The 20,740-nt window shown below is 68.1% G+C and carries 20 protein-coding genes and 1 pseudogene; 12 read left to right on the top strand and 9 right to left on the bottom strand.

The features are described from left to right. Positions 1–113: 113 nt before the first annotated feature. On the top strand, positions 114–941 hold the full coding sequence (locus ABDC25_RS15805; RefSeq protein WP_347123576.1) for an SDR family NAD(P)-dependent oxidoreductase: 828 nt from the start codon (positions 114–116) through the stop codon (positions 939–941). A gap of 133 nt (positions 942–1,074) precedes the next feature. Here the strand turns inward: ABDC25_RS15805 and ABDC25_RS15800 are convergent, their stop codons facing one another. After that, positions 1,075–2,091, bottom strand: coding sequence for a GNAT family N-acetyltransferase (locus tag ABDC25_RS15800; RefSeq protein ID WP_347123574.1), 1,017 nt, complete (start codon positions 2,089–2,091; stop codon positions 1,075–1,077). Between the two features lie 2 nt (positions 2,092–2,093). After that, the gene (locus ABDC25_RS15795; RefSeq protein WP_292767500.1) at positions 2,094–2,405 is read right to left on the bottom strand and encodes an NIPSNAP family protein; all 312 of its coding nucleotides are present in this window, start codon (positions 2,403–2,405) and stop codon (positions 2,094–2,096) included. Positions 2,406–2,482: 77 nt separating this feature from the next. On the opposite strand from ABDC25_RS15795, the gene ABDC25_RS15790 reads away from it, so the two are divergent. From ABDC25_RS15790 to ABDC25_RS15780, 3 genes are all read left to right on the top strand, one after another. Beyond that, a complete protein-coding gene (locus ABDC25_RS15790; RefSeq protein WP_021201277.1) occupies positions 2,483–3,376 on the top strand; it encodes a formylglycine-generating enzyme family protein in 894 nt (297 codons plus the stop codon). Positions 3,377–3,461: 85 nt separating this feature from the next. Beyond that, entirely contained in the window at positions 3,462–4,961 is a 1,500-nt protein-coding gene (locus ABDC25_RS15785) for an arylsulfatase (protein WP_021201276.1), read from the top strand. Between the two features lie 164 nt (positions 4,962–5,125). Next, positions 5,126–6,334, top strand: a complete 1,209-nt coding sequence (locus tag ABDC25_RS15780) for an MFS transporter (RefSeq protein WP_167255455.1) — start codon at positions 5,126–5,128, stop codon at positions 6,332–6,334. A 15-nt stretch (positions 6,335–6,349) separates the two neighbouring features. Here ABDC25_RS15780 and ABDC25_RS15775 read toward each other — a convergent pair whose 3' ends face one another. The 3 genes from ABDC25_RS15775 to ABDC25_RS15765 are packed head-to-tail and all read right to left on the bottom strand — an operon-like array spanning position 6,350 to position 9,667. Next, entirely contained in the window at positions 6,350–7,564 is a 1,215-nt protein-coding gene (locus tag ABDC25_RS15775) for an LCP family protein (protein WP_347123571.1), read from the bottom strand. 58 nt (positions 7,565–7,622) lie between these two features. Then, on the bottom strand, positions 7,623–9,017 hold the full coding sequence (locus ABDC25_RS15770) for a HAMP domain-containing sensor histidine kinase (RefSeq protein WP_347123569.1): 1,395 nt from the start codon (positions 9,015–9,017) through the stop codon (positions 7,623–7,625). Then, positions 9,014–9,667, bottom strand: coding sequence for a response regulator transcription factor (locus ABDC25_RS15765; protein ID WP_347123567.1), 654 nt, complete (start codon positions 9,665–9,667; stop codon positions 9,014–9,016). The genes ABDC25_RS15770 and ABDC25_RS15765 overlap by 4 nt, the downstream gene beginning before the upstream one ends. Before the next feature lie 97 nt (positions 9,668–9,764). On the opposite strand from ABDC25_RS15765, the gene ABDC25_RS15760 reads away from it, so the two are divergent. Together ABDC25_RS15760 and ABDC25_RS15755 are read left to right on the top strand one after the other, a co-directional pair. Beyond that, complete coding sequence (locus tag ABDC25_RS15760; RefSeq protein WP_021201264.1) at positions 9,765–10,223, top strand: hypothetical protein; 459 nt, start codon at positions 9,765–9,767, stop codon at positions 10,221–10,223. A 2-nt stretch (positions 10,224–10,225) separates the two neighbouring features. Continuing rightward, the gene (locus tag ABDC25_RS15755; protein WP_031208045.1) at positions 10,226–10,567 is read left to right on the top strand and encodes a hypothetical protein; all 342 of its coding nucleotides are present in this window, start codon (positions 10,226–10,228) and stop codon (positions 10,565–10,567) included. A 39-nt stretch (positions 10,568–10,606) separates the two neighbouring features. Here ABDC25_RS15755 and ABDC25_RS15750 read toward each other — a convergent pair. Then, positions 10,607–11,355: pseudogene (locus ABDC25_RS15750) on the bottom strand (class I SAM-dependent methyltransferase). 118 nt (positions 11,356–11,473) lie between these two features. Here ABDC25_RS15750 and ABDC25_RS15745 point away from each other — a divergent pair. Together ABDC25_RS15745 and ABDC25_RS15740 are read left to right on the top strand one after the other, a co-directional pair. Then, positions 11,474–13,282, top strand: coding sequence for an oleate hydratase (locus ABDC25_RS15745; RefSeq protein WP_347123565.1), 1,809 nt, complete (start codon positions 11,474–11,476; stop codon positions 13,280–13,282). Between the two features lie 149 nt (positions 13,283–13,431). After that, positions 13,432–14,169 carry a glycosyltransferase family 2 protein gene (locus tag ABDC25_RS15740; protein ID WP_347123563.1) on the top strand — a complete coding sequence of 246 codons (738 nt, stop codon included), beginning with the start codon at positions 13,432–13,434 and terminating at the stop codon, positions 14,167–14,169. Positions 14,170–14,182: 13 nt separating this feature from the next. On the opposite strand, the gene ABDC25_RS15735 is transcribed toward ABDC25_RS15740, so the two are convergent. After that, complete coding sequence (locus tag ABDC25_RS15735) at positions 14,183–15,073, bottom strand: alpha/beta hydrolase (protein WP_347123561.1); 891 nt, start codon at positions 15,071–15,073, stop codon at positions 14,183–14,185. 128 nt (positions 15,074–15,201) lie between these two features. On the opposite strand from ABDC25_RS15735, the gene ABDC25_RS15730 reads away from it, so the two are divergent. From ABDC25_RS15730 to ABDC25_RS15715, 4 genes are all read left to right on the top strand, one after another. Beyond that, the gene (locus ABDC25_RS15730) at positions 15,202–16,944 is read left to right on the top strand and encodes an MDR family MFS transporter (protein ID WP_347123559.1); all 1,743 of its coding nucleotides are present in this window, start codon (positions 15,202–15,204) and stop codon (positions 16,942–16,944) included. Next, positions 16,907–17,401: a MarR family transcriptional regulator gene (locus ABDC25_RS15725; RefSeq protein WP_231479914.1), complete on the top strand. Its 495-nt coding sequence runs from the start codon at positions 16,907–16,909 to the stop codon at positions 17,399–17,401. Before ABDC25_RS15730 ends, ABDC25_RS15725 begins: the two co-directional genes overlap by 38 nt. 54 nt (positions 17,402–17,455) lie before the next feature. Continuing rightward, complete coding sequence (locus tag ABDC25_RS15720) at positions 17,456–17,986, top strand: MarR family transcriptional regulator (protein WP_021201256.1); 531 nt, start codon at positions 17,456–17,458, stop codon at positions 17,984–17,986. 78 nt (positions 17,987–18,064) lie between these two features. Beyond that, positions 18,065–19,153 carry an alkene reductase gene (locus ABDC25_RS15715; RefSeq protein ID WP_347123556.1) on the top strand — a complete coding sequence of 363 codons (1,089 nt, stop codon included), beginning with the start codon at positions 18,065–18,067 and terminating at the stop codon, positions 19,151–19,153. Here ABDC25_RS15715 and ABDC25_RS15710 read toward each other — a convergent pair. After that, positions 19,117–19,851, bottom strand: a complete 735-nt coding sequence (locus ABDC25_RS15710; RefSeq protein ID WP_167255481.1) for a hypothetical protein — start codon at positions 19,849–19,851, stop codon at positions 19,117–19,119. The genes ABDC25_RS15715 and ABDC25_RS15710 overlap by 37 nt on opposite strands. Positions 19,852–19,880: 29 nt before the next feature. Next, positions 19,881–20,666, bottom strand: a complete 786-nt coding sequence (locus ABDC25_RS15705) for a DNA/RNA non-specific endonuclease (protein WP_347123554.1) — start codon at positions 20,664–20,666, stop codon at positions 19,881–19,883. Positions 20,667–20,740: the final 74 nt, after the last annotated feature.

The following is a 20,740-nucleotide window of genomic DNA, read 5'->3' as shown; positions in this document are numbered from 1 at the left end:
AGTTTACACATTACGTGCACATCAACGTGCAAGTTAGCTGGAAGCGGGTGCATGCGTCAGTCCAGGGTCGTGACCGTCAGGGGATTCCGGACCGCGGGTCGTAGAGTCGCCTGATGAACGACATCGCACTGATCACCGGCACCTCGTCCGGAATGGGACTCCACGCCGCCGTCGAACTGGCACGACGAGGCCTGCACGTCGTCGCGACCATGCGCGACACCCGGAAGGCCGGGGCGTTGCGGGACGCTGCGGCCGAGGCGGGCGTCGAGGTCGACGTGCGCGCCCTCGATGTCGTGGATCATGCGGCCGCGGCCCGGCTGGTGGCCGAGATCGAGGCGGAGCTCGGCGGCATCCGCGTCCTGGTGAACAACGCCGGACAGGGGAACGTCGCCACCGCCGAGCAGCTGACGATGGAGCAGATCCAGGCGCAGCTCGACATCAACTACCTGGCGCCGGTCAACCTCGCCAAGCTCGTGCTGCCGGGGATGCGCGAGCGTGGCAACGGCCGCATCCTCACGGTGACGAGTGTCGGCGGGGCGGTCGGCCAGCCGTTCGCCGACGCCTACTGCGGGGCGAAGTTCGCCGTGGAGGGCTTCATGCAGTCGCTCGCGGTGGTCGCCGAGCGCTTCGGTGTCGGGGTCAGCGTGATCGAGCCAGCCGCGGTCGCCAGCGCCTTCGTCGAGAACGCGATCCGGCCGGAGAGCGGTGGTCCCTACGGTTCGCTCCTGGATGCGTACATCGCGCGCAGCACCGGGGCCTTCGCGAACGCGCAGTCCGCCGAATCCGCGGGGGCGGCGATCGCGGCGGCAGTCCTCTCCGACGAATACCGCTTTCGCTGGCAGACCTCGGAGGGTGCGACGCGGTTCGTGGGTGTCTCCCTCGCCGACACCGACGGCAGCGGCGTGCTCGGCTTCACGCGATCGTGGATCGCGGCGGGTTGATCACTCCGCCCGCACGCGCTCGTCGATCGCGCGCGGTCGCCGGTCGGGCCTCGTCTTGACCGCAGCCCGGCGCCGGCACCTCCGACCCGGCTCCGACGGCACTTCCGAAGAACCCGCGTCGGAGCAGCGACGATCAGCGGTCGCTCTCCAGGGCGAACGTGTTGCCATCGGGGTCTGCGAACCACACGATCCGACCTCCGCCGGCCCTCGCCGTGATGCCCCGAGCGTCGTGGCTGAGTCCGTCGTAGCGCAGGAAATCGAGGTCGTTCGCCGCGAGTGCGTCGACGACCTGATCCAGGTCGTCGACGTGCCAGGTCGCGACGGTCGCCTGCGAGGTGCCTGCGGTCGTCGACTGATAGACGTGCAATGCCTCGTCGCCGCCTGAGCGATAGACGCGACTGCCACCCGAGATCCGCGCGCTCGGACCCGACCGTGCCAGGGGGAGCCGCAGAGTGCCCTCATAGAAGGTGACGGCGCGGTCGATGTCCGACACGGCGACGGAAGCGTGCAATGGGAAGTCGCTCAGGTGCCTCGGAACCGCGGTTCTCTCGGGGCGATCCGCGATGTCAGCGGCTTCGGGAGCGGCGGGCCGCTCGTCGGTGCTCAAGACCGACATGAGGATCGAGTCGACCCACTCGCCGTCCCAGAACAGCGTGTCGCGTTGGCGGCCCTCGTACCGGAACCCTGCCTTTTCGTAGGAGCGCTGCGCGCGGGGGTTGAACGAGAAGACGTCGAGACTCACGCGGTGAAGCCCGATGCGGTCGAACGCGTGATCGAGAACGGCGCGGGTCGCCTCGGTGCCGAAGCCGCGCCCGAGCCGGCCGGGATTCAGCGCGATGCGGAAGTTCATCGACGCATCGTCCGGCTCCAGCTCGTTGAGGACGATCTCGCCGACGTACTCCTCGGAGCCGAGCTCGATGATCGCCCAGTCGGCGCGGTCGTCGCGGTCGGCGAGGGAATCGAGGTGTCGCACCACCGCCTCGCGGGTGAACACCTGACGCGTGCCCGTGAGCCGCATGCTCTCGTCGTCGAGCAACCCTTCCCACACGCCGTCGAGGTGGGCGACGCCCAGGGGTTCGAGGCGAAGTCGCGGGGTCGACAGCGTGGCGACGTCCGTGAGCGCCGAGACGTCGACGGCCGGTGGGTTCATGCCTACGCCCCCTCGAAGACCGGACTGAGGAAGCGGCGCTCATAGCGGCGGATGCACCGCGTCCTGCGAGCGAAGTCGAACGCCTCGACGCACTCCGGGTCGGTCTTCGAGGCCGTCCGGTAGACCTCGTACTCCGTGAGGGAAGGGAAGGTGAACAGGGCGAAGGCCTCGTCGCTGTCGCCTTCGCTCGGCAGGAAGTAGCCGTGGTGGGTGCCGCCGTGCTTCTCCACGAGCCGGATCCAGGTGCGCCCGTACTCGGTGAAGTCGTCCAGCTTGTCGGGGTCGATCTCGTAGCGCAGATGAACGGTGATCATGCGGATGATCTTTCCAGATCGGTCCGGATGTCGCAGAGCCCGGACACTACGCTGAGCACGTGACGAACGCGCGCGATATGGTCCACATCCCGGGCGGGACCTTCCTGATGGGGTCAGACGACTTCTATCCCGACGAGCGCCCGGCGCACCGGCGTGAGGTCGCGTCGTTCTTCATCGACCGCTACCAGGTGACGAACGCACAGTACGCCGAGTTCGTCGACGCCACCGGGTACGTCACCGTCGCCGAGCGCGAGCTCGATCCTGCCGCGTTCCCCGGCGCCGATCCCGCCGATCTCGTGCCGGGCGCGATGGTGTTCACACCGACCTCCGGGCCGACGAACCTGGGCGATTGGCGCAATTGGTGGCGCTGGCAGCCCGGCGCGTACTGGCGTCGTCCGTTCGGACCCGACTCGACGATCGACGATCGCCTGCAGCATCCGGTCGTGCATGTCGCGTTCGAAGACGCGGTCGCCTACGCCGACTGGGTGGGGATGCGGCTGCCCACCGAAGCCGAGCACGAGTACGCGGCACGCGGGGGAGTGGACGGCGCCCCCTTCGCCTGGGGCGACGAGGCCTACCCGGGCGGCATCGCCCAGGCGAACTCGTGGCTCGGACGTTTCCCCTACGACAACCAGGGCGTAGGAGGTACGGCGCCGGTCGGCTCGTACCCCCCGAACGGCTACGGCCTCTACGACATGATCGCGAACGTCTGGGAGTGGACGACCGACTTCTACACCCCTCGGCACATCCGCCTCTCCGACACCCCCGTCGACGCCGGCAAGCGCACCAACCTGCTCGCCGTCGCCAGCGCGCAGGAGGGTTTCCCCGACATCCCGCGCCGCGTGCTCAAGGGTGGGTCGCACCTCTGCTCACCGGACTACTGCCTGCGCTTCCGCCCGGCTGCGCGCTCGCCGCAGGCCGAGGACACCGGTATGTCGCACATCGGATTCCGTCTCACCCGCTCCGAGTGAGGCGCCCTGGGCGCAGCCGCGAGAAGGTGCTTGGCTTCGAGCGAGGGCGATCGCCCCGTCTCACGCGTCGAAGCAAGGAGTCGTCATGGCTGACAAGCCCAACATCCTCATCATCTGGGGCGATGACATCGGCATCAGCAACCTGAGCACGTACTCAGACGGCCTCATGGGCTATCGGACGCCGAACATCGACCGTATTGCCGACGAGGGTGTGAAATTCACCGACTACTACGGCGAGCAGAGCTGCACCGCGGGGCGCGCGGCCTTCATCACCGGCCAGAACCCGTATCGCACCGGACTCACCAAGGTCGGGATGCCGGGGGCGAAGCTGGGTCTGCAGCCCGAAGACCCCACGATCGCCGACGCGCTCAAGCACCACGGCTACGCCACCGGTCAGTTCGGCAAGAACCACCTCGGTGACCGTGACGAGCATCTGCCGACCGCGCACGGCTTCGACGAGTTCTTCGGCAACCTGTACCACCTCAATGCCGAGGAGGAGCCGGAGCACCCCGACTATCCGACCGACGAGGAATTCCCGGGCTTCAGTGAGAAGTTCCGCCCGCGGGGTGTGCTCCACTCGTGGGCGAACGAGGACGGCACCCAGCGGATCGAGGACACCGGTCCGTTGACGAAGAAGCGCATGGAGACCGTCGACGAGGAGTTCCGCGATGCGGCCGCCGACTTCATCCGCGCCCAGGCCGAGGATGATACGCCCTTCTTCGTCTGGTTCAACTCGACGCACATGCACTTCCGCACCCACACCAAGGAGGAGAGCAAGGGGCGGGCCGGGCGTTGGCAGTCCAACTATCACGACACGATGCTCGACCATGATGACGTCGTGGGGAGTCTGCTCGACCTGCTCGACGAGCTCGGGCTCGCCGAGAACACGATCGTCATGTACTCCACCGACAACGGCCCGCACATGAACAGCTGGCCGGATGCGGGTATGACCCCGTTCCGCAATGAGAAGAACTCCAACTGGGAGGGCGCGTACCGCGTGCCCGCGATGGTCCGCTGGCCCGGACACATTCCCGCCGGTACGACGCTCAACGGCATCGTGAGCCACAACGACTGGTTCGTCACGCTGTTGGCCGCCGTCGGAGACACCGATATCGCCGAGCGGTTGAAGGCGGGAACAGAGCTGCACGGCACGGACTTCACGGTGCACCTGGACGGGAACAACCAACTGGACTACATAACGGGTGCCGTCGAGCACAGCCCACGTCGACACTTCTTCTACGTCTCGGACGACGGCGACCTCACGGCGCTGCGCTTCGAGAACTGGAAGCTCGTGTTCCTCGAGCAGCGTGCCGTGGGGACGCTGCAGGTGTGGCAGGAGCCCTACATCGAACTGCGCTTCCCGAAGCTGTTCAACCTCCGCACCGATCCATACGAGCGTGCCGACATCACATCGAACACCTATTGGGATTGGGTGCTCGACCACGTCTTCCTGTTCGTCCCGGCACAGGCGTACGTCGCGCGGATGCTGCAGACGCTCGTCGAGTTCCCGGCACGGCAGGAATCGGCGTCGTTCACGATCAACCAGGTGATGGCGAAGCTGGAGTCGACGGCCGGCAACTCCTGACCGTCTTCCGCCCGCGTCCCCCCTCGATAGCATTGCCGTTTCCCCCTTTCGTACGGCAATGAGGATGGTTCCGCGTGGCGGCTCGGCAATCAGGAACCGCGGACCCATCGGGCAGCCCCGTTTCCGCCGCGCGCTACATCCTCCGCTCGAGGTTGTTGCGCGGCGTGTTCGTCAGCCTCGTCATCTCCGGAATCGGGATCTCGGTCACGATCCCGCAGATCACCCTGTTCCTCGTGGGGGAACTCCATCTCTCGACGGCGCAGGCCGGCCTCTACTTCCTGACCAACCTCACCGCTCCGATCGCCGGGTATCTCGTGGGCTCGCTGTCGGACCGCGCCGGCTCGCGACTGCTGGTCTTCCGCCTGTCCGCGCTCGCCGGATTCGTCGGCTGGGTCCTGATGGCGGTCGCGATGCAGGCATGGATGCCGTTCGCCATCAACATGCTCCTGTTGAGCACGGCGGGTGCCGGTGCGGCGCAACTGCAGGCCGCGGTGAGAGACGAACTGAATCGGAGACCGACTCCGGCGGACAACGAGGTCGTCGCGGTGATGCGGATGGCCATGGCGTTCGGGTGGATCGTCGGCCCGGTCATCGGCGCCGTGCTCGGCGCGGTCATCGGCTTGCGTCCCCTGCTGCTGGTCACAGGACTCTGCGTGCTGCTCTCGCTGGTGCCGCTGATCGGGGTGAAGACCGACTCGGCGGCCGCGCGCAGGGCGCTGTCGACGCCCATCCGCGAGCCCGGTGGCGCCGCTCCGGTCTCGGTCGCGCCGCCCGTGCCGCATCCGCGTTCGATGCTCCCGCTGCTCGTCTTCACCGCGATCTACGTGCTCATCATGTGCGGTGAGACGGTCAAGCTCGCCTACCTGCCGCTGTACATGGACGGTGAGCTCGCCGTCGATGCCGGGGTGCGCGGTGCGATCATCGGCTTCCAGCCCCTCGTCGAGCTGCTCCTGATGCCGTTCGCCGCGAGACTCGCGACTCGGTACGGGACCACACGCGTCCTCTTCGTCGGCGCCCTGATGGCGGTCGCCGCCCACATCTCCTACGCGTCCGCCGGTCTGATCGCGCCGCACATCGTCCCTCTCATCGTCGGACAGGTGCTCATGGCCGGTGTGATCGCGACGTTCGGCGTGCTGGGCATCACGGTGGCTCAGCGACTGGTTCCGGCACGTGTGGGCATGGCGACCAGCGTCTTCATGAGCTCCTATGCGATAAACGCCGCGGTCGGCGGCTTCGTGGGGAGCATCGGCTCGCTGTGGCTGGGCTTGCCGCAGCTGTTCTGGATCCCCGCAGCGATCTCCGCGATCGGGGGAGTGGCGCTGATCATCCTCAACATGCGGGTGCCGCTGGATCCGCCTGACCGCACCCGCTGAGCCGCAGTCGCGACGCTATCCGGAGTACGGGCGCACGCAGGTGTCCTGCGCCGCACTCTGCCCGTCGATGTTCCCGGGCAGGTTCTCGGGCTGCGTCTCGGTGTCCGGCGGGGTCGTCGGCTCGTCGGGATCAGCGGACGGCGGGGCGCTCGGAGCCGACAGCTCGCTGCCACGGCCGGTGTGGTCGGCGCTGATGTTCACCGTCTCGCCGGCCTTCACCCGTTCCATCAGCACAGCGGCGGCCTGCTCGTCGGGGACCACGCGGTCGCCCGCGGGAAGGTGCGGGTACGACACGAATGCGATGTTCTCGAGGGGGAGGTCGCTGAAGACCTTCGCCATCGACGCGAGCGTTCCCAGGTCGGCGAGCGGCGTGGAGAGGGTCATGTTCCGCGTCGCGGCATCGGCGATCCCGTACAGCTTCACCGGGTCCGTCAGGGTCGACTGATCGCGCAGCGTGCGCACGAGGGACGACAGGAACACCTGCTGGGTCGAGATGCGGGCGAGATCACTCCCGTCGCCGACGCCGTATCGGGAGCGCAGGAGCGCCAGGGCCTGTTCTCCGCTGAGGTCGTAGGTCCCCGCTGCGGGGATCTCCAGCCCGGAATGCCGATCATGGATCGGGCCGGCGAAGCAGATGGGCACGCCGCCGACGGCGTTGGAGGCGTCGATGACCCCGGTGAAGGTGATCTCCGCGGCATAGGCGAGGTCGATCCCGGTCAGCGCCGTGACCGCGGAGGCGACGCACCCCAGTCCGCCGCGGGCGAGGGACTCGTTGAACTGCACCCGGTGACCGGCATCCCAGGTCTTCCCGGAGTCGGGGTCGGTGCATGCGGGCATGTCGACGAGCAGATCGCGCGGGAAGGAGATCACGGTGGCCGCGTCGTGCGACTCGTTCACGTGCAGCAGCAGCGTCACGTCGTTCCTGCTGCCTTCGACGTCGCCGCCCTCACCGTACTGTGCCCCCTGCCCTGCGCGACCGTCGGAACCGACGAGCAGCACGTCGAACTCGCCGTCGAAATCCGCGACGACGGGTGGCTCGTCCGTGCGTGCGGGGTGCAGGTCGACCGTGGTGACGTTCTGCGACAACCGGATCGCCGCGACGGCCACGGTCCCTCCGCTGACCACCAGGATCGCGACCGCGGTCAGGGTGAGGAAACGCCGGAGGCGTCTCCGGCGTCGTGTGCGCGGAGATGCCGGGCTGTTCGGAGAAGGGGACGGGGGAAGACTCATCGGAAGACCTCTCGACATCGGCGAACGGCCAGTGTCGATGACGAATGTCACACGAGTGTCACACGCGCGGAAGAGTCACGCGGAAGGTCGCACCGGGGGATCGGGGGAGCAGCGTGAGATCGCCGCCGAGGAGTCGCGCACTGTCGCGGGCGATCGCGAGCCCGAGCCCGGTTCCCGCACCGTCGGAGCGCGAACGGTCGGTGGTGACGAAGCGGTCGAACACCCGCTCGGCGTCGGCCGCGGGGATGCCGGGGCCCTGATCGCCGACATCGATGTGCAGTGCGTCGCCGTCTTCGTGCACGCGGACGGTGACGGGCGGGCGACCGTGCCGGGATGCGTTGGTGAGCAGGTTCGCCACCACCGTATGCAGCCGTGACGGGTCGGTGCGGATCTGCAGGCCGGGCGAGGCCCGCAGTTCGACGACATCGACGCCCGTCGCATCGATCACGTCGGCGAGCAGATCGGGGAGCACGAGGGTCGTGCGGTGGACGCGTGCGACCCCGGCATCGAGGCGGGAGAGCTCGAGCAGGTGCTCGATCAGGGTATGCAGACGGCGCGTTCCGGTGCGCACGACCGCAGCAGCGACCGCCCGCTCCTCGGCGGTCGTGTGCTCGTCTTCGTCGAGGAGCTCGTCGACCGCCATCATCGAGGTGAGCGGTGTGCGCAGTTCGTGGGCGACGTCGCTGACCAGCTGTCGGGACTCCGCTTCCCGGCGCTGCAGCTGCGCGATGGTGGACCCCAACTGTTCGGAGGAGAGACGAAGAGCGTCGGCCACCCGGTCGACGTCGTCGAACGACGGTTTCCACGCCGGTGGCCCCTCGCCGGACCCGACCGCCTGCGCGGTGTCGACCAGACGGCGGAGCGGGCGTGTCAACGCTCCGCCGAGCAGGCGTTCGAGCAGCACGACGAGCACCACCACGCCGCCGCTCAGGAGCGCCCCGGAGATGACGAGCTCCCGCACCTGCTCCCGCTGCGGCTCCATCGAGTACGCGGTGACCACGGCGAGTCGGGCGCTCGGGTCCTGGGGGAGATCGTCCCGCACCACGGAGACGAAGAAGACGTCGCGCCCTTCGAGCGTGGTCATCAGCGACGTCAGGTCTCCGGAGCGACGGGTGTCGTCGTCGATGGCGAGCGCATCGGGCACCTGGTCCGGCCGGAGCTCGCCCGCGCTCCGGCCGCTGTCGAGGTCGATGATGACCGTCTCGCCGGGAAGGATCTCGGCGTAGTACTTCCAGGTGTCCTCGGGGGACCCGGTGGAGATGGAGGTGAACAGGGCGTCCGCGGTGGTCGAGAACTCGTCGAGCAGACCCTGTTGGCGCGACTCGTAGACGATGCGCCCCGCGGTGAACACGACGACTCCGGTGACGATGACCGAGACCGCGATCGTGCTGCCGACGAGAACGAGCGCGATGGCCGTGCGGAGGGTGGGACGACGAAGACGACGTGCGGTCATCGCAGCCGGTATCCGATCCCGCGCATCGTCTCCAGCTGCGGTGTCGAGACCTTCGCCGCAGTCAGCTTCGCGCGCAGCCGCTGGATCGCGGTGTCCACGACCCGCGGGGTCTCGGGCGGGGACTGCGCCCAGACCGCGTCGATCAGGTGCGAGCGACTCAGGGTATGTCCGTCGTTCAGTGCGAGCTCGTGCAGGAGCCGGAACTCGGTGGCGCTCAGCGGCAGGGCCTCGCCGTCGGCCAGCGCTTCCGCGGAATCCTCGTGCAGCACGAGGGAGCCGACCCGCAGCGGCTCGGCGGTGAGACGGGAGCTGCGGCGCAGGACCGTCCGCAGGCGCGCTTCGAGCACGGCCACGCTGACCGGCTTCGCGATGTAGTCGTCGGCTCCGGCGTCGAGGCCGACCACGACGTCCGCATCCTCATCACGCGCGGTCAACAACACGGTCGGGAAGCCCCATCGGGTGCGGATCTCGCGACACAGCGAGAACCCGTCTCCGTCCGGGAGCATGACGTCGACGATCGCGACATCCGGGGCCGTGCGTTCGGCGAGCAGGCGTGCCGAGGCGACGTCCTCGGCGGTGTCGACGGTGTGTCGCGGCTCATCGAGGCGTCGAACATCCGGGAGGTGACGCTCTTCCCACGCGATCTGCACCGGCTCACCCCGTGAGCGGTCGGCGTCGGCATCCGTCGTGACTCCTTACGGAGGGAGGCGTATAGACTTCCGAATACGTTCCGAATATCATGAGGATATGACCCTGATCCATGATCCTCACATCACGTCTCGTCGTTCGTCCGACCTGAGTAAGCATTCGGCAGATGTGTTCGCAGAGGCCGAAGATCACACGGTTCGGATCACGCGTCGCGACGGCGAGCCGCTCGTGCTGATGTCGCAGCGCGCGGCGGATGCTCGCGCAATGCTGCTGCAGTTCGCTGCTGATCTCATCACGGTCACCCTCGATGACGAGGGCACTCTTGCCGCGCGCATGTCTGATCGATTCCCCTGGATGCTTGCCTTGTCGGAGGCTGATCGAGCCGCGTGCGCGCAGAACCTCGTCGATGCTGCTCGGGCATCATTTGCCACGGGGCAGCCCCACCTCGCTATCGCAGAGCTCACCTCCTGGCGGGAGACGGCGACGGCTATCGCGGCAGGGCTCTCTGCTCAGCCTGTCGAATGGCTGGATGACGACGAGCTGATCGAGCGTCCCTGAACGTGGCGAAGGACGACCTGGTCCCCAGACCCATGAAGAAGACCGAGTACACCGTCCGGTTTGCTACCTCGGGAGCACGGAAAGGCTGGCGAGACCTGGTCGCGACCATCCGGAACCCGATGGCGGATGCCTGGGACTTCCTCACTCGCACTCCCGCGGAGCGCACACCGACGAACTACCCGATGAGAGGTGAGCTGCAGTTCGTCCAGCGCGGCGCGGCGCGTCACGAGCGCTGGCAGCACAAGCCGACAGCACAGGGCGATGCGCGGATCTGGTTCTACATCGACGGTGACGCTGTGTTGATCGAGCAGGTGCACACGCATCACCCGAACGCGACCAAGTAGCTCCCTTCGACGTCGACGGCGACGGCGACGGCGCGCTCGCTAGGGGCGGCGCGCTTCGATGAGGTGACGGGTCGAGTGCGCGATGAACGGCCCGTCCTGCTGGATCAGGTCGTGGAGGTCGCGCAGTCGGTCGCGGCTGTTCTCCACGGTGAATCCCGGCACCCACCAGATCACCTTGCGCAGGAGATAGACAGCGGCGGCGACGTCGTGGATCTCGATGCGCAGGCGCGCAGGTCGACGATCTCGAGCCCGGCAGCCTCCGCGGCGGCGACCTCATCATCCTGGTGGCGTCCGCGGCGTGCCTGAGGCTGCGGGCCCAGGAAGAACTCGATCAGCTCGAACGCGCTCGCCGGCCCCACGTGCTGCGCGAAATAGGTGCCGTCGTGCGCCAGCACCCGTGCGATCTCCGACCACCAGATCGTCGCGGGGTGTCTGCTGGTGACCAGGTCGAAGGCCTCGTCGGCGAAGGGCAGTGGAGGCTCGTCGGGGTCGGCGACGACCACCACTCCCCGAGGGTGCAGCAGCTGCGTCGCGCGACGCACGTTCGGCGGCCACGACTCGGTCGCCACGGCCGTTGGCGGGAAAGACGCCGCTTCGGCGAGCACCTCACCGCCCCCGGTCTGGATGTCGAGCGACGCCGAAGCGGTGCCGAGGCGGTCGGACAGCAAGCGGGCATAGCCCCAGGGCGGCCTCTCCTCGGTCGCTCGGCCATCCAGCCAGGCGAAGTCCCACCCGGTGACGTCAGCGGTGTCGCCGGCCTCGATCAGCGCCTCGAAGGAATCCGTCATGGGTCGATTCTCCCAGCCCGGTCTACTACGGGTGAGATGCCCCGGCCCGCCTTCCGTTCCTCGCGCTCCTGCGGTCTACTGGACGCGAATCGACCGATGGGCGGGAAGGAAGATCGACATGTATCGGAGCAACGGAAACTACGAGGCCTTCGCGCGGCCCCGCAAACCCGAAGGGGTGGACGACAAGACCGTGTGGCTGGTCGGGGGCGGCCTCGCCGCGATGGCGGCGGCGATCTTCATGATCCGCGATGGCCAGATCGCCGGCGAGCGGATCACGATCCTCGAGGAGCTGGGTCTTCCCGGTGGAGCGCTCGACGGCATCAAGTATCCGGAGAAGGGATTCGTGATCCGCGGCGGGCGCGAGCTCGAGGACCACATGGAGTGTCTGTGGGATCTGTTCCGCTCGGTGCCATCGCTCGAGATCGACGGCGCCAGCGTGCTCGACGAGTTCTACTGGCTGAACAAGGACGACCCGAACTCGTCCCTGTGCCGGGTGACGGAGAAGCAGGGGCAGGACGCCCACACCAACAAGCTGTTCACGCTCTCCGACAAGGCGCAGAAGGACATCATCGATGTGATCCTCGCCACGCGGGAGCAGATGGAGGGCAAGCGCATCGATGAGGTGTTCGGCGAGGAGTTCCTCGCGAGCAACTTCTGGCTCTATTGGCGCACGATGTTCGCCTTCGAGGAGTGGCACTCCGCCCTGGAGATGAAGCTGTACCTCCACCGTTTCATGCACCACATCGGCGGTCTCCCCGACTTGTCGGCGCTCAAGTTCACGAAGTACAACCAGTACGAATCGCTCGTGCTGCCGATGCGGAAGTACCTCGACGACCACGGGGTGCGGTTCCGCTTCCATCACACCGTCACCGACGTGCACTTCGACCTCACGAACGGGCGCAAGCAGGCGACGCGCATCGACTGGATCGTGGATGGCGAGCCCGGTGGCGTGGACCTCGGACCGGACGATCTGTGCCTCATGACGATCGGGTCGCTGACGGAGAACTCCGACAACGGCGATCAGAACACGGCGCCCCGGCTCCTCGACGGTCCCGCCCCCGCGTGGGACTTCTGGAAGAAGGTCGCCGCGAAGTCGCCCGACTTCGGGCGCCCCGAGGTGTTCTGCAACGACATCGACAAGACGAAGTGGGAGTCGGCGACGGTCACCACGATCGACGAGCGCATCCCCGCGTACATCGAGAAGATCGCGCAGCGCGACCCCTTCTCGGGGAAGGTCGTCACCGGTGGCATCGTCACGGCGAAGGACTCGTCGTGGCTGATGAGCTGGACCGTGAACCGGCAGCCGCATTTCAAGGCGCAGAAGCCCAACGAGATCGTGGTGTGGGTGTACGGGCTGTTCGTCGAGACGCCGGGCGACTTCATCAAGAAGCCGATGCAGGACTGCACGGGCGAGGAGATCGCGCAGGAGTGGCTGTATCACCTCGGCGTTCCCGTCGCGGACATTCCCGAGCTCGCCGCATCCGCCGCGAAGACGGTGCCGGTGATGATGCCGTACGTCACGTCGTTCTTCCTGCCGCGCAAGGCCGGCGACCGCCCGCAGGTGGTGCCGGACGGCAGCGTGAACTTCGCCTTCCTCGGTCAGTTCGCCGAGACCACCCGCGACACCATCTTCACGACCGAGTATTCGGTGCGCACCGCGATGGAGGCGACCTATCAGCTGCTCGACATCGAGCGCGGCGTGCCGGAGGTGTTCAACTCCACCTACGACATCCGCTACCTGCTGAAGGCGACCGCGCGGTTGCGCGACGGCGAGGCCGTGCACATCCCCGGGCCGAACTTCGTGAAGGGCAAGCTTCTCGACAAGCTCGACAACACCCAGATGGGCGAGCTCCTCACCGACTTCGGTCTGATCCCGGCGCACGGAAGCACGACCAGGCGCGAGCGAGCGGACGACGCCATCGAGTGACCGGCTGCGGGGGAGTGGGACGCGACCTCACTTCCCCGCCGCGGAGTAGCTTCTGCACGACGCAGTTTCGGGTGAGGGCGGGGCACACGGCCGAAACGGTCGGCTACGCGCACAATGGGGGGACGATGACGACCGCCTTCTCTCGTTCCGTGTCCGTGGTCATACCGGTACGGAACGACGCCCGCCTGCTGGAGGTGTGTCTGCGGGCACTCGAGCATCAGACCCGGATCGCCGATGAGATCGTCATCGTCGACAACGGCAGCAGCGACGACACGGCCGCCGTCGCCGAGGGGTTCGGGGCACGGGTCGTCACCGAGCCGGTCCCGGGCATCCCGCGCGCATCGGCGGCCGGTTACGACGCAGCGACGAGCGACATCATCGCCCGGCTCGACGCCGATTCCCGCCCGGGGCCGGATTGGGTGGAGCGGATCGAGCGCACCTTCCGCGACCGCCCCGACGTCGACTTCGTCACCGGCGAACCGCGCTTCTACGGTTCGACACCTCTGGTGCATTGGATGGGGACGCATCTGTACATCGGCGGCATGTACGCCTCGATGGCTCCGGTCCTCGGGCACGCACCCCTCTATGGATCGAACATGGCCATGCGCGCCACCGTCTGGCGGATGCTGAGCGCCGAGGTGCACCGAGAGCAGACGAACATCCACGACGACTTCGACCTGTCGTTCCACATCCGCCCGGGGATGACCGTGCTGCGCGATCGGGGCCTCGTGGTCGCGGTGTCGGCGCGACCGTTCCAGGACTGGGCGTCTCTCCGACGGCGGTTGAGCTACGTGCTGCCCACGGTGCGGTTGCACCTGTCGGAGGAGCCCCTGCATCGGCGGCGGCAGGCGCGGCGCGAGGCCGACCGGTCCGCAGCCGGTCGGTGACGCCGGAGGCGGGTCAGTCGCGAGCCCGCGCGTAGAGATCGAGCAGGTCGGCGGTCAGCTGGTGCGGGGTGGTCTCGCTCGGGCTGTGTCCCGTCGGGTACGCCCGGAACTCCGCGCCGATCTCGCGCGCATACCGTTCGTGGGCGGCCAGCGGCCACAGGTCGTGCGATCCCGCGACGACGAGCTTGGGCATCGGCAATCCCCGCACGCGGCTGCGCAGATCGGGAGCGACCGTCATCAGGCCGACGATCTCATCGACGCTGCGTCTGCTCGTAAGTGCGAACCGCGAGCGGACGAACTCGAGCCGCCGTGGGGGCACCCGGTTCTTGTTCGTCACGATCCCCCAGATCATGAGGCCGGCGCCGCGACGAGGGCTCGCGATCGGGGCGAGGGGTCCCAGCCACTTCATGCTCGCGAACACGTTGCCGGAACCGGGAGGAGTGGTCAGGAGCGTGAGGGAGAGCACGAGGTCGGGGCGACGGACGGCGACCAGCTGTGCGACGGTGCCGGCGAACGAGTACCCGAGCAGATGCGCCGGCGCGCCAGCGTCGAGGAATGCGACCAGGTCGGCGATGAACAGCTCGTACGTGTAGGCGGAGTCCGCGCCGGCCGCGTGCGACTCGTACTGCCCGGCGAGGTCGAACGACTGCACGAAGTACCCCGCCTCGGCCAGCAGCGGCAGCATCAGGGCGAAGTCCTCCTTGGAACCGGTGGCCCCGGGCACCAGGACCACGCGCGGACGCTCGGGTGCGCCCAGCGAGATCACGGACAACTCGCCGCTGGGGGCACGGAACCACGATCTCGTCGATCCGGCGGGAGGCACGGTCCAGTCGACGTCCCCGATGGCCGCGTCGAGAGAGGCCGGGGCGCCGGGCGCCCGTCCGCTCCTGGAATCAGTCGACACGCTGACACGGTACCGCTCGGTTCCGCCGAGCAGAAGCACGACGCGAGCACATACGCCTTTAGTTGCGCTTTGGCAACTAAAGGCGTATGGTTGACCTCGATCAACTTTCTACGCAGGAGCGTTACCCCGTGACACACACCCCATCCGCACCCCCCGAGACGACCCGGTCGGCTCGCGAGGTCTTCACCGCGATCTCCGGACTCGTCGTCGGCATGTTCGTCGCCGTGCTCTCGGGCACCGTGGTGTCGACCTCGATGCCGGTCATCATCGCCGACCTCGGCGGCACGCAGTCCCAGTACACCTGGGTCATCACCGCGAGCCTTCTGGCCACCGCCGTCTCGACCCCGATCTGGGGCAAGCTCGCCGACCTCGTCGACCGCAAGGTGCTCGTCCAGATCTCCCTCATCCTCTTCACGGTCGGCACCGTGATCGCCGGCTTCTCGACCGACACGAACATGCTCATCGCGGTCCGCGTCATCCAGGGCGTCGGCGTCGGCGGCCTGATGTCGCTGGTCATGATCGCCGTGGCCCTCATCATCTCCCCGCGTGAGCGCGGCAAGTACATGGGCGTCGTCGGCGGCATCATGGCCCTCGGCACCATCGGCGGCCCGCTGCTCGGCGGACTCCTCACCGACGTGTGGGGCTGGCGCTCCAACTTCTTCGTCGGCGTGCCGTTCGCGATCCTCGCCCTGGTGCTCCTGCAGTTCACCCTGCACCTGCCGAAGCCCCAGCGCGACACCAAGGTCTCGATCGACTACTTCGGCATCGTGCTCCTCGCGGTCGGCGTCTCGACCCTCCTGATCTGGGTCTCGATGGGCGGCAACCAGTTCGACTGGGACTCCTCGACGAGCATCATGCTGATCGTCACCGCCGCGGTCGCGATCGCCGCGTTCATCACGGTCGAGTTCTTCGTCAAGGAACCGATCGTCCCGATGTCGCTGTTCCGCAACCGCACCTTCACCCTGTCGGTCATCGCCTCGATCGCGATCGGCGTCTCGATGTTCGCGACGTCGGTGTTCCTCGCGCAGTACTTCCAGCTCGCCCGTGGCGCCACGCCCACCGAGTCCGGCCTCATGACCATCCCGATGATCATCGGCCAGATGGGGGCGTCGATCATCATCGGCCAGCTCGTGAGCCGCTTCGGCAAGTGGAAGGGCTGGATGCTGACCGGGTCGGTCCTCGCGACCGCCGGCGTCAGCCTGATGGCCACGCTCCGCTACGACACCCCGTTCCCGCTCGTCGCCGTCTACATGTTCGTGCTCGGCGCGGGCCTCGGCATGGTCATGCAGAACCTCACGCTGATCGTGCAGAACGACACTGCTCCGCAGCAGCTGGGCGCCGCCTCGTCGAACGTGAACTTCTTCCGCACGATCGCCGGCACCATCGGCGTCACCGTGATGGGTTCGCTGCTGTCCACCAGCGTCGCGAACTACATCACCGATGCGCTCGACGGCTTCGTCCCGTCGACACCCGCCGAGATCGACGCGCTCAAGCACCTCGCCTCGGGTGACGTCCCCAAGGTCGGTCAGCTGCCCGACACGATCCGCACGATCGTCGAAGGAGCATACGGTCACGGCATCGCCGATTCCTTCATCATCGCGATCCCGCTCGCGGTGATCGCGATCATCGCGATCGCGTTCATCAAGAACAAGCCGCTGTCGACCAAGAACGCCGCCGAGCAGATGCTCGAGCAGGCTGAGGAATCGGTGATCGAGGTCTCCGAGGCGGAGGTCGGAGCCTCGCTCTCCACCGGAACCATCCGGATCGAGGGTGCCGGCAGCGCCCCCGCGACCGGTGCGGTCCGCGTTCTCGAGCGCGACGATCGTGCCCGTGATGACGTTGCCCGCGAAGACCGGGACGGGGAGCGCTGAGGTCATGGCCTCGGCAGCGGTCGCGGCGTCGGATGTCGACAGTGCGCTCGGTGACCTCCAGGCGCATCTGAACCTCATCTTCGCGAGGACCCGGTCGCTGTGGAAGGAATCCGCAGCCCGGGTCCACCCGGAGCTGCAGGTGGCCGGCTACAAACTGCTGACCTTCATCGACAGGGCGGGAACGGCCAACGCGCACGAGATCGCCGAGCGGTTCGAGATGGACAAGTCGGTCATCAGTCGTCAGGTGCGGATGCTGGAAGAGCTCGGTCTCCTCGAGTCCCGCCCCGACGAGCGCGACGGTCGGCTGCGGGTGCTGAGCGTGACCGCCACGGCCTGTGATGCGCTCGCCGCGGTCCGCCGCGACTACGGCACCCGTCTCCAGGCCGTGATCGATGAGCTGACTCCCGAAGAGATCCGGGCGGCGTCCAAGGCCTTCCGGCTGCTGGCCGAGGTCTGACCCGAAGCCCCGCCGTCACGATCGACGGCGGGGCTTCGCCGTACACTGGCGAGCATGAGCGCCTCCTCCGACGCCCCTGCCGATGATGCCGCCGATGATGCCGCGGGGGCCCCTGGCGAGACCCGTGCATCCGCTGCCGCGACCGACCTGCTGGGCGACGCCGACCTCGACCAGGCCGTCACCAGGGTCGAGCAGGAACTGGGTCGACTCTTCGCGCGGATCCGCATCGGCTGGCGTGAGGCCGCAGCGACCGTGCATCCCGATCTGCAGCCCCTCGGCTATCAGGTGCTGACCTCCATAGCGACGGGAAAGGCGACTTCGGCCGGAGCGATCATCGAACGGCTGCAGACCGACAAGTCGGCGGTGAGCCGCCAGGTGCGACAGCTCGAACAGCTCGGACTCGTGGAGAGCGTGCCGGACCCGGAAGACCGCAGGGCCCGTGTGCTCGTGGCGACCGACCTGGCGCAGGAGCGGGTGGCGCTCGCCCGTTCGCGCTATGAGGGGCGCATCGGCGAGCGGCTGCGCAACTGGACCGCGGCCGATCTCGACCACTTCGCCGATCTGCTCGCCGGCCTCGGCGGCTGAGGGAGACGACCGACCTCGTCCGGCGGAGCGAAACGCCGACCGGGAATACGCTGATCCCCTCGCGCCTTACCTCCCACTGTGAATCTCTACGAGCCCGCCGTCTTCGGCGCCCTGCAGCTGTCCAACCGCGTCGTCATGGCGCCGCTCACCCGCACCCGTGCGGATGACGACGGTGTCCCGACCGCGACGATGGAGGAGTACTACCGGCAGCGTGCGGGGCAGGGGCTCATCATCTCCGAGGGCACATGGCCGGTCGCCGAAGGCAAGTCGTACCCCGGGCAGCCGGGCATCGTGACGCCCGGGCAGATCGAGGGGTGGAAGCCGATCACCGCAGCCGTCCATGACGCGGGGGGAACGATCGTCATGCAGCTCATGCACGGCGGCCGTGTGGGGCACCCCGCCATCTCAGGCGAGGTGCGGGTCGTCGGTCCGAGTGCGCTCGCCGCACCCGGACAGACGCGCACGCCCGAGGGCAAGGCCGATCTGCCGGTGGCTCATGCGCTCACCCTCGACGAGATCCCCGAGGTCGTCGAGCAGTTCGCGCAGGCCGCCCGCAACGCGATCGCCGCCGGCTTCGACGGCGTCGAGGTGCACGGCGCGAACGGGTATCTCGTGCACGAGTTCCTCTCGCCGGTGTCGAACATCCGCGAGGACTCGTACGGCGGATCGCCCGAGAACCGCGCGCGCTTCGCGATCGAGGTCACCGCGGCCGTCGCCGCCGCGGTCGGAGCCGACCGCACCGGCATCCGCCTGTCGCCGCAGCACAACATCCAGGGTGTGCTGGAGGAGGACGATGCGGATGTCCGCGCGACGTACACGGCCCTCGCCGAGGGTCTCGCGCCGCTCGGCCTCGCGTTCATCGACGTGCTCAACGCCGACCCCGCCGGAGAGCTCGTGCAGCACATCCGTCGCACGGCGGGTGCGCCCCTGATCGTCAACACCGGCTTCGCGGCGGAGACGACCAAGGATGAGGCCGAGTCGCTCGTCGCCGACGGGCGGGCGGACGCCGTCGCCGCCGGCCGTCCCGTGATCGCGAATCCCGACCTGGTCGAGCGCTGGATCCAGGGAGCCGAGCTGAACGACCCGCGTCCCGAACTGTTCTACGGCCGGACCGCCGAGGGATACAGCGACTACCCGTCGCTGGAGTCGGTGCGCGCCGGGGTCTGAGGCGGCGTCGACAAGCGCGTGACGGCGAGGTCGACGAGGGCGAGAGCGTCCCGCGGGATCACCGCGGTGCACACGACGTGCTCGTCGACCCGGAAGCCGATGCTGTAGACGAACGGGTCGGTGTCGACGCACAGCGCGGGATGCTCCTCACCGTCGACCTCGACCGAGGCGTCCGATGCCGAGGCGGCCGTGGTCTTCCCGGTCCCGTCGGCGTCGGCACGGGGGTCGGTCGAGAGGCCGAGCTCGCCGCGGAAGCGGTTGCGCAGGATGTGGTCGGTGTGCGCGGCGAGCTGCTCGGCGAGAGAGGCCCCCTCCCGGCCGGGCGATGCATGCCAGGTCGTTCGCACCGCCTCCCACAGCATCGGGTACCGGAAGGCCTGCACCTGCGCGATCAGCCAGGCCGGACGACCCCAGGGCGGCTCTTCCGTGAGGGAGCGCCGTGTGGGTTCGTCCAGCTCGATCTCGTTGCGGGGATCGGCATGGTCGTCGGGGTGCCGCCACAGCGTGTAGCTGAACGATGCCGAAACCTCGTCGCGGCCCGCTGCGCCGGAGATCTCCATGAAGCCGGCCACGGGGAGTCGCGTGAGAGCGCGCTGCGGCTTCAGCTCGAATACCGGGAAGGGGAGGCTCTGCAATCGGGCATCGGACTCGATGCTCGGGTCGGGGGCATCGGTCGGGACCACTCCGCTGTACTCCATCGGTCCAGTGTGGCGCGATCGCTCCCGGATCACAGCACGATGTCGCCCGCGGTGTCGAGCGTCCGCCATCCGGACTCCCGCGCTCCCTGTCGCGGGAGCGTGTCCGCCTCGACCAGTGCTCCGAGGTCGATGCCGGTGAGTGCGACGATGTCGGCGATCGGCACCTGGAACGTACGGAAGGCGCCGAGCGGGGGGACGGCGAGCGTCTCATCCCGCATGTCGACGAGGTCGGACTGATCGAGCACGAAGCCCGCGGCGGCGAGGCCATCCGGTCCCTGCCACGCGGCGACCTTCCAGAAGCGGAGGGGCACGCGGATGCCTCGGTAGGGAGGATCGCTCTCGGCCAGTACCGGGGCGGTGAACACCGACAGGCGCTGATCGGTGCTCTCGGCATAAGCGAGCACGTGGTCTTCGAGGCCGAGCCACAGCTCCTTCGACTGGTTGAATCCCGCAGCCTGCGGCGCAGCGTTGGGATAGAAGAAGGTCGCCTCGCTGGCGGCGCGCGCGGTCTGCGTCGGTCCCCATCCCGGGTCTCGTCGCCGCACGAGGTGCCCGCGGTCGAGGTCGTTCCGCGTGTACACCTCGGGTCCCGTCTGCTCGTCGGCCGGGAGGCGGTCGTCGAGTCGCCAGTCGCCGGTGCGCGGCAGGTCCTGCAGCGTGGCGCCGTCGATGTTCACCGCCGTGACCGCCGCGAGACGCCGCTCGGGGTCGAGCAGCACCGTGAATCGCGGATACGGGAGCGAACGCATCTCGCGTTCGGGACAGGGGAGGGGGAGCCGGTTCCCGAGGAAGTCCGATTCGTAGCCGTCGGTCATGCACCCATCGTGCCCGGTGCCTCCGACGTGCGCACCCCGAAGCCGAAGCAGACCCTGCAGATCTTTTGACATAG

Origin of the sequence: Microbacterium sp. SY138, from assembly GCF_039729145.1 — a bacterium.
Lineage (GTDB): Bacteria > Actinomycetota > Actinomycetes > Actinomycetales > Microbacteriaceae > Microbacterium > Microbacterium maritypicum_A.
The sequence above is the reverse complement of the archived record's forward strand: the minus strand, read 5'-3'. Positions and strand labels throughout refer to the sequence as shown.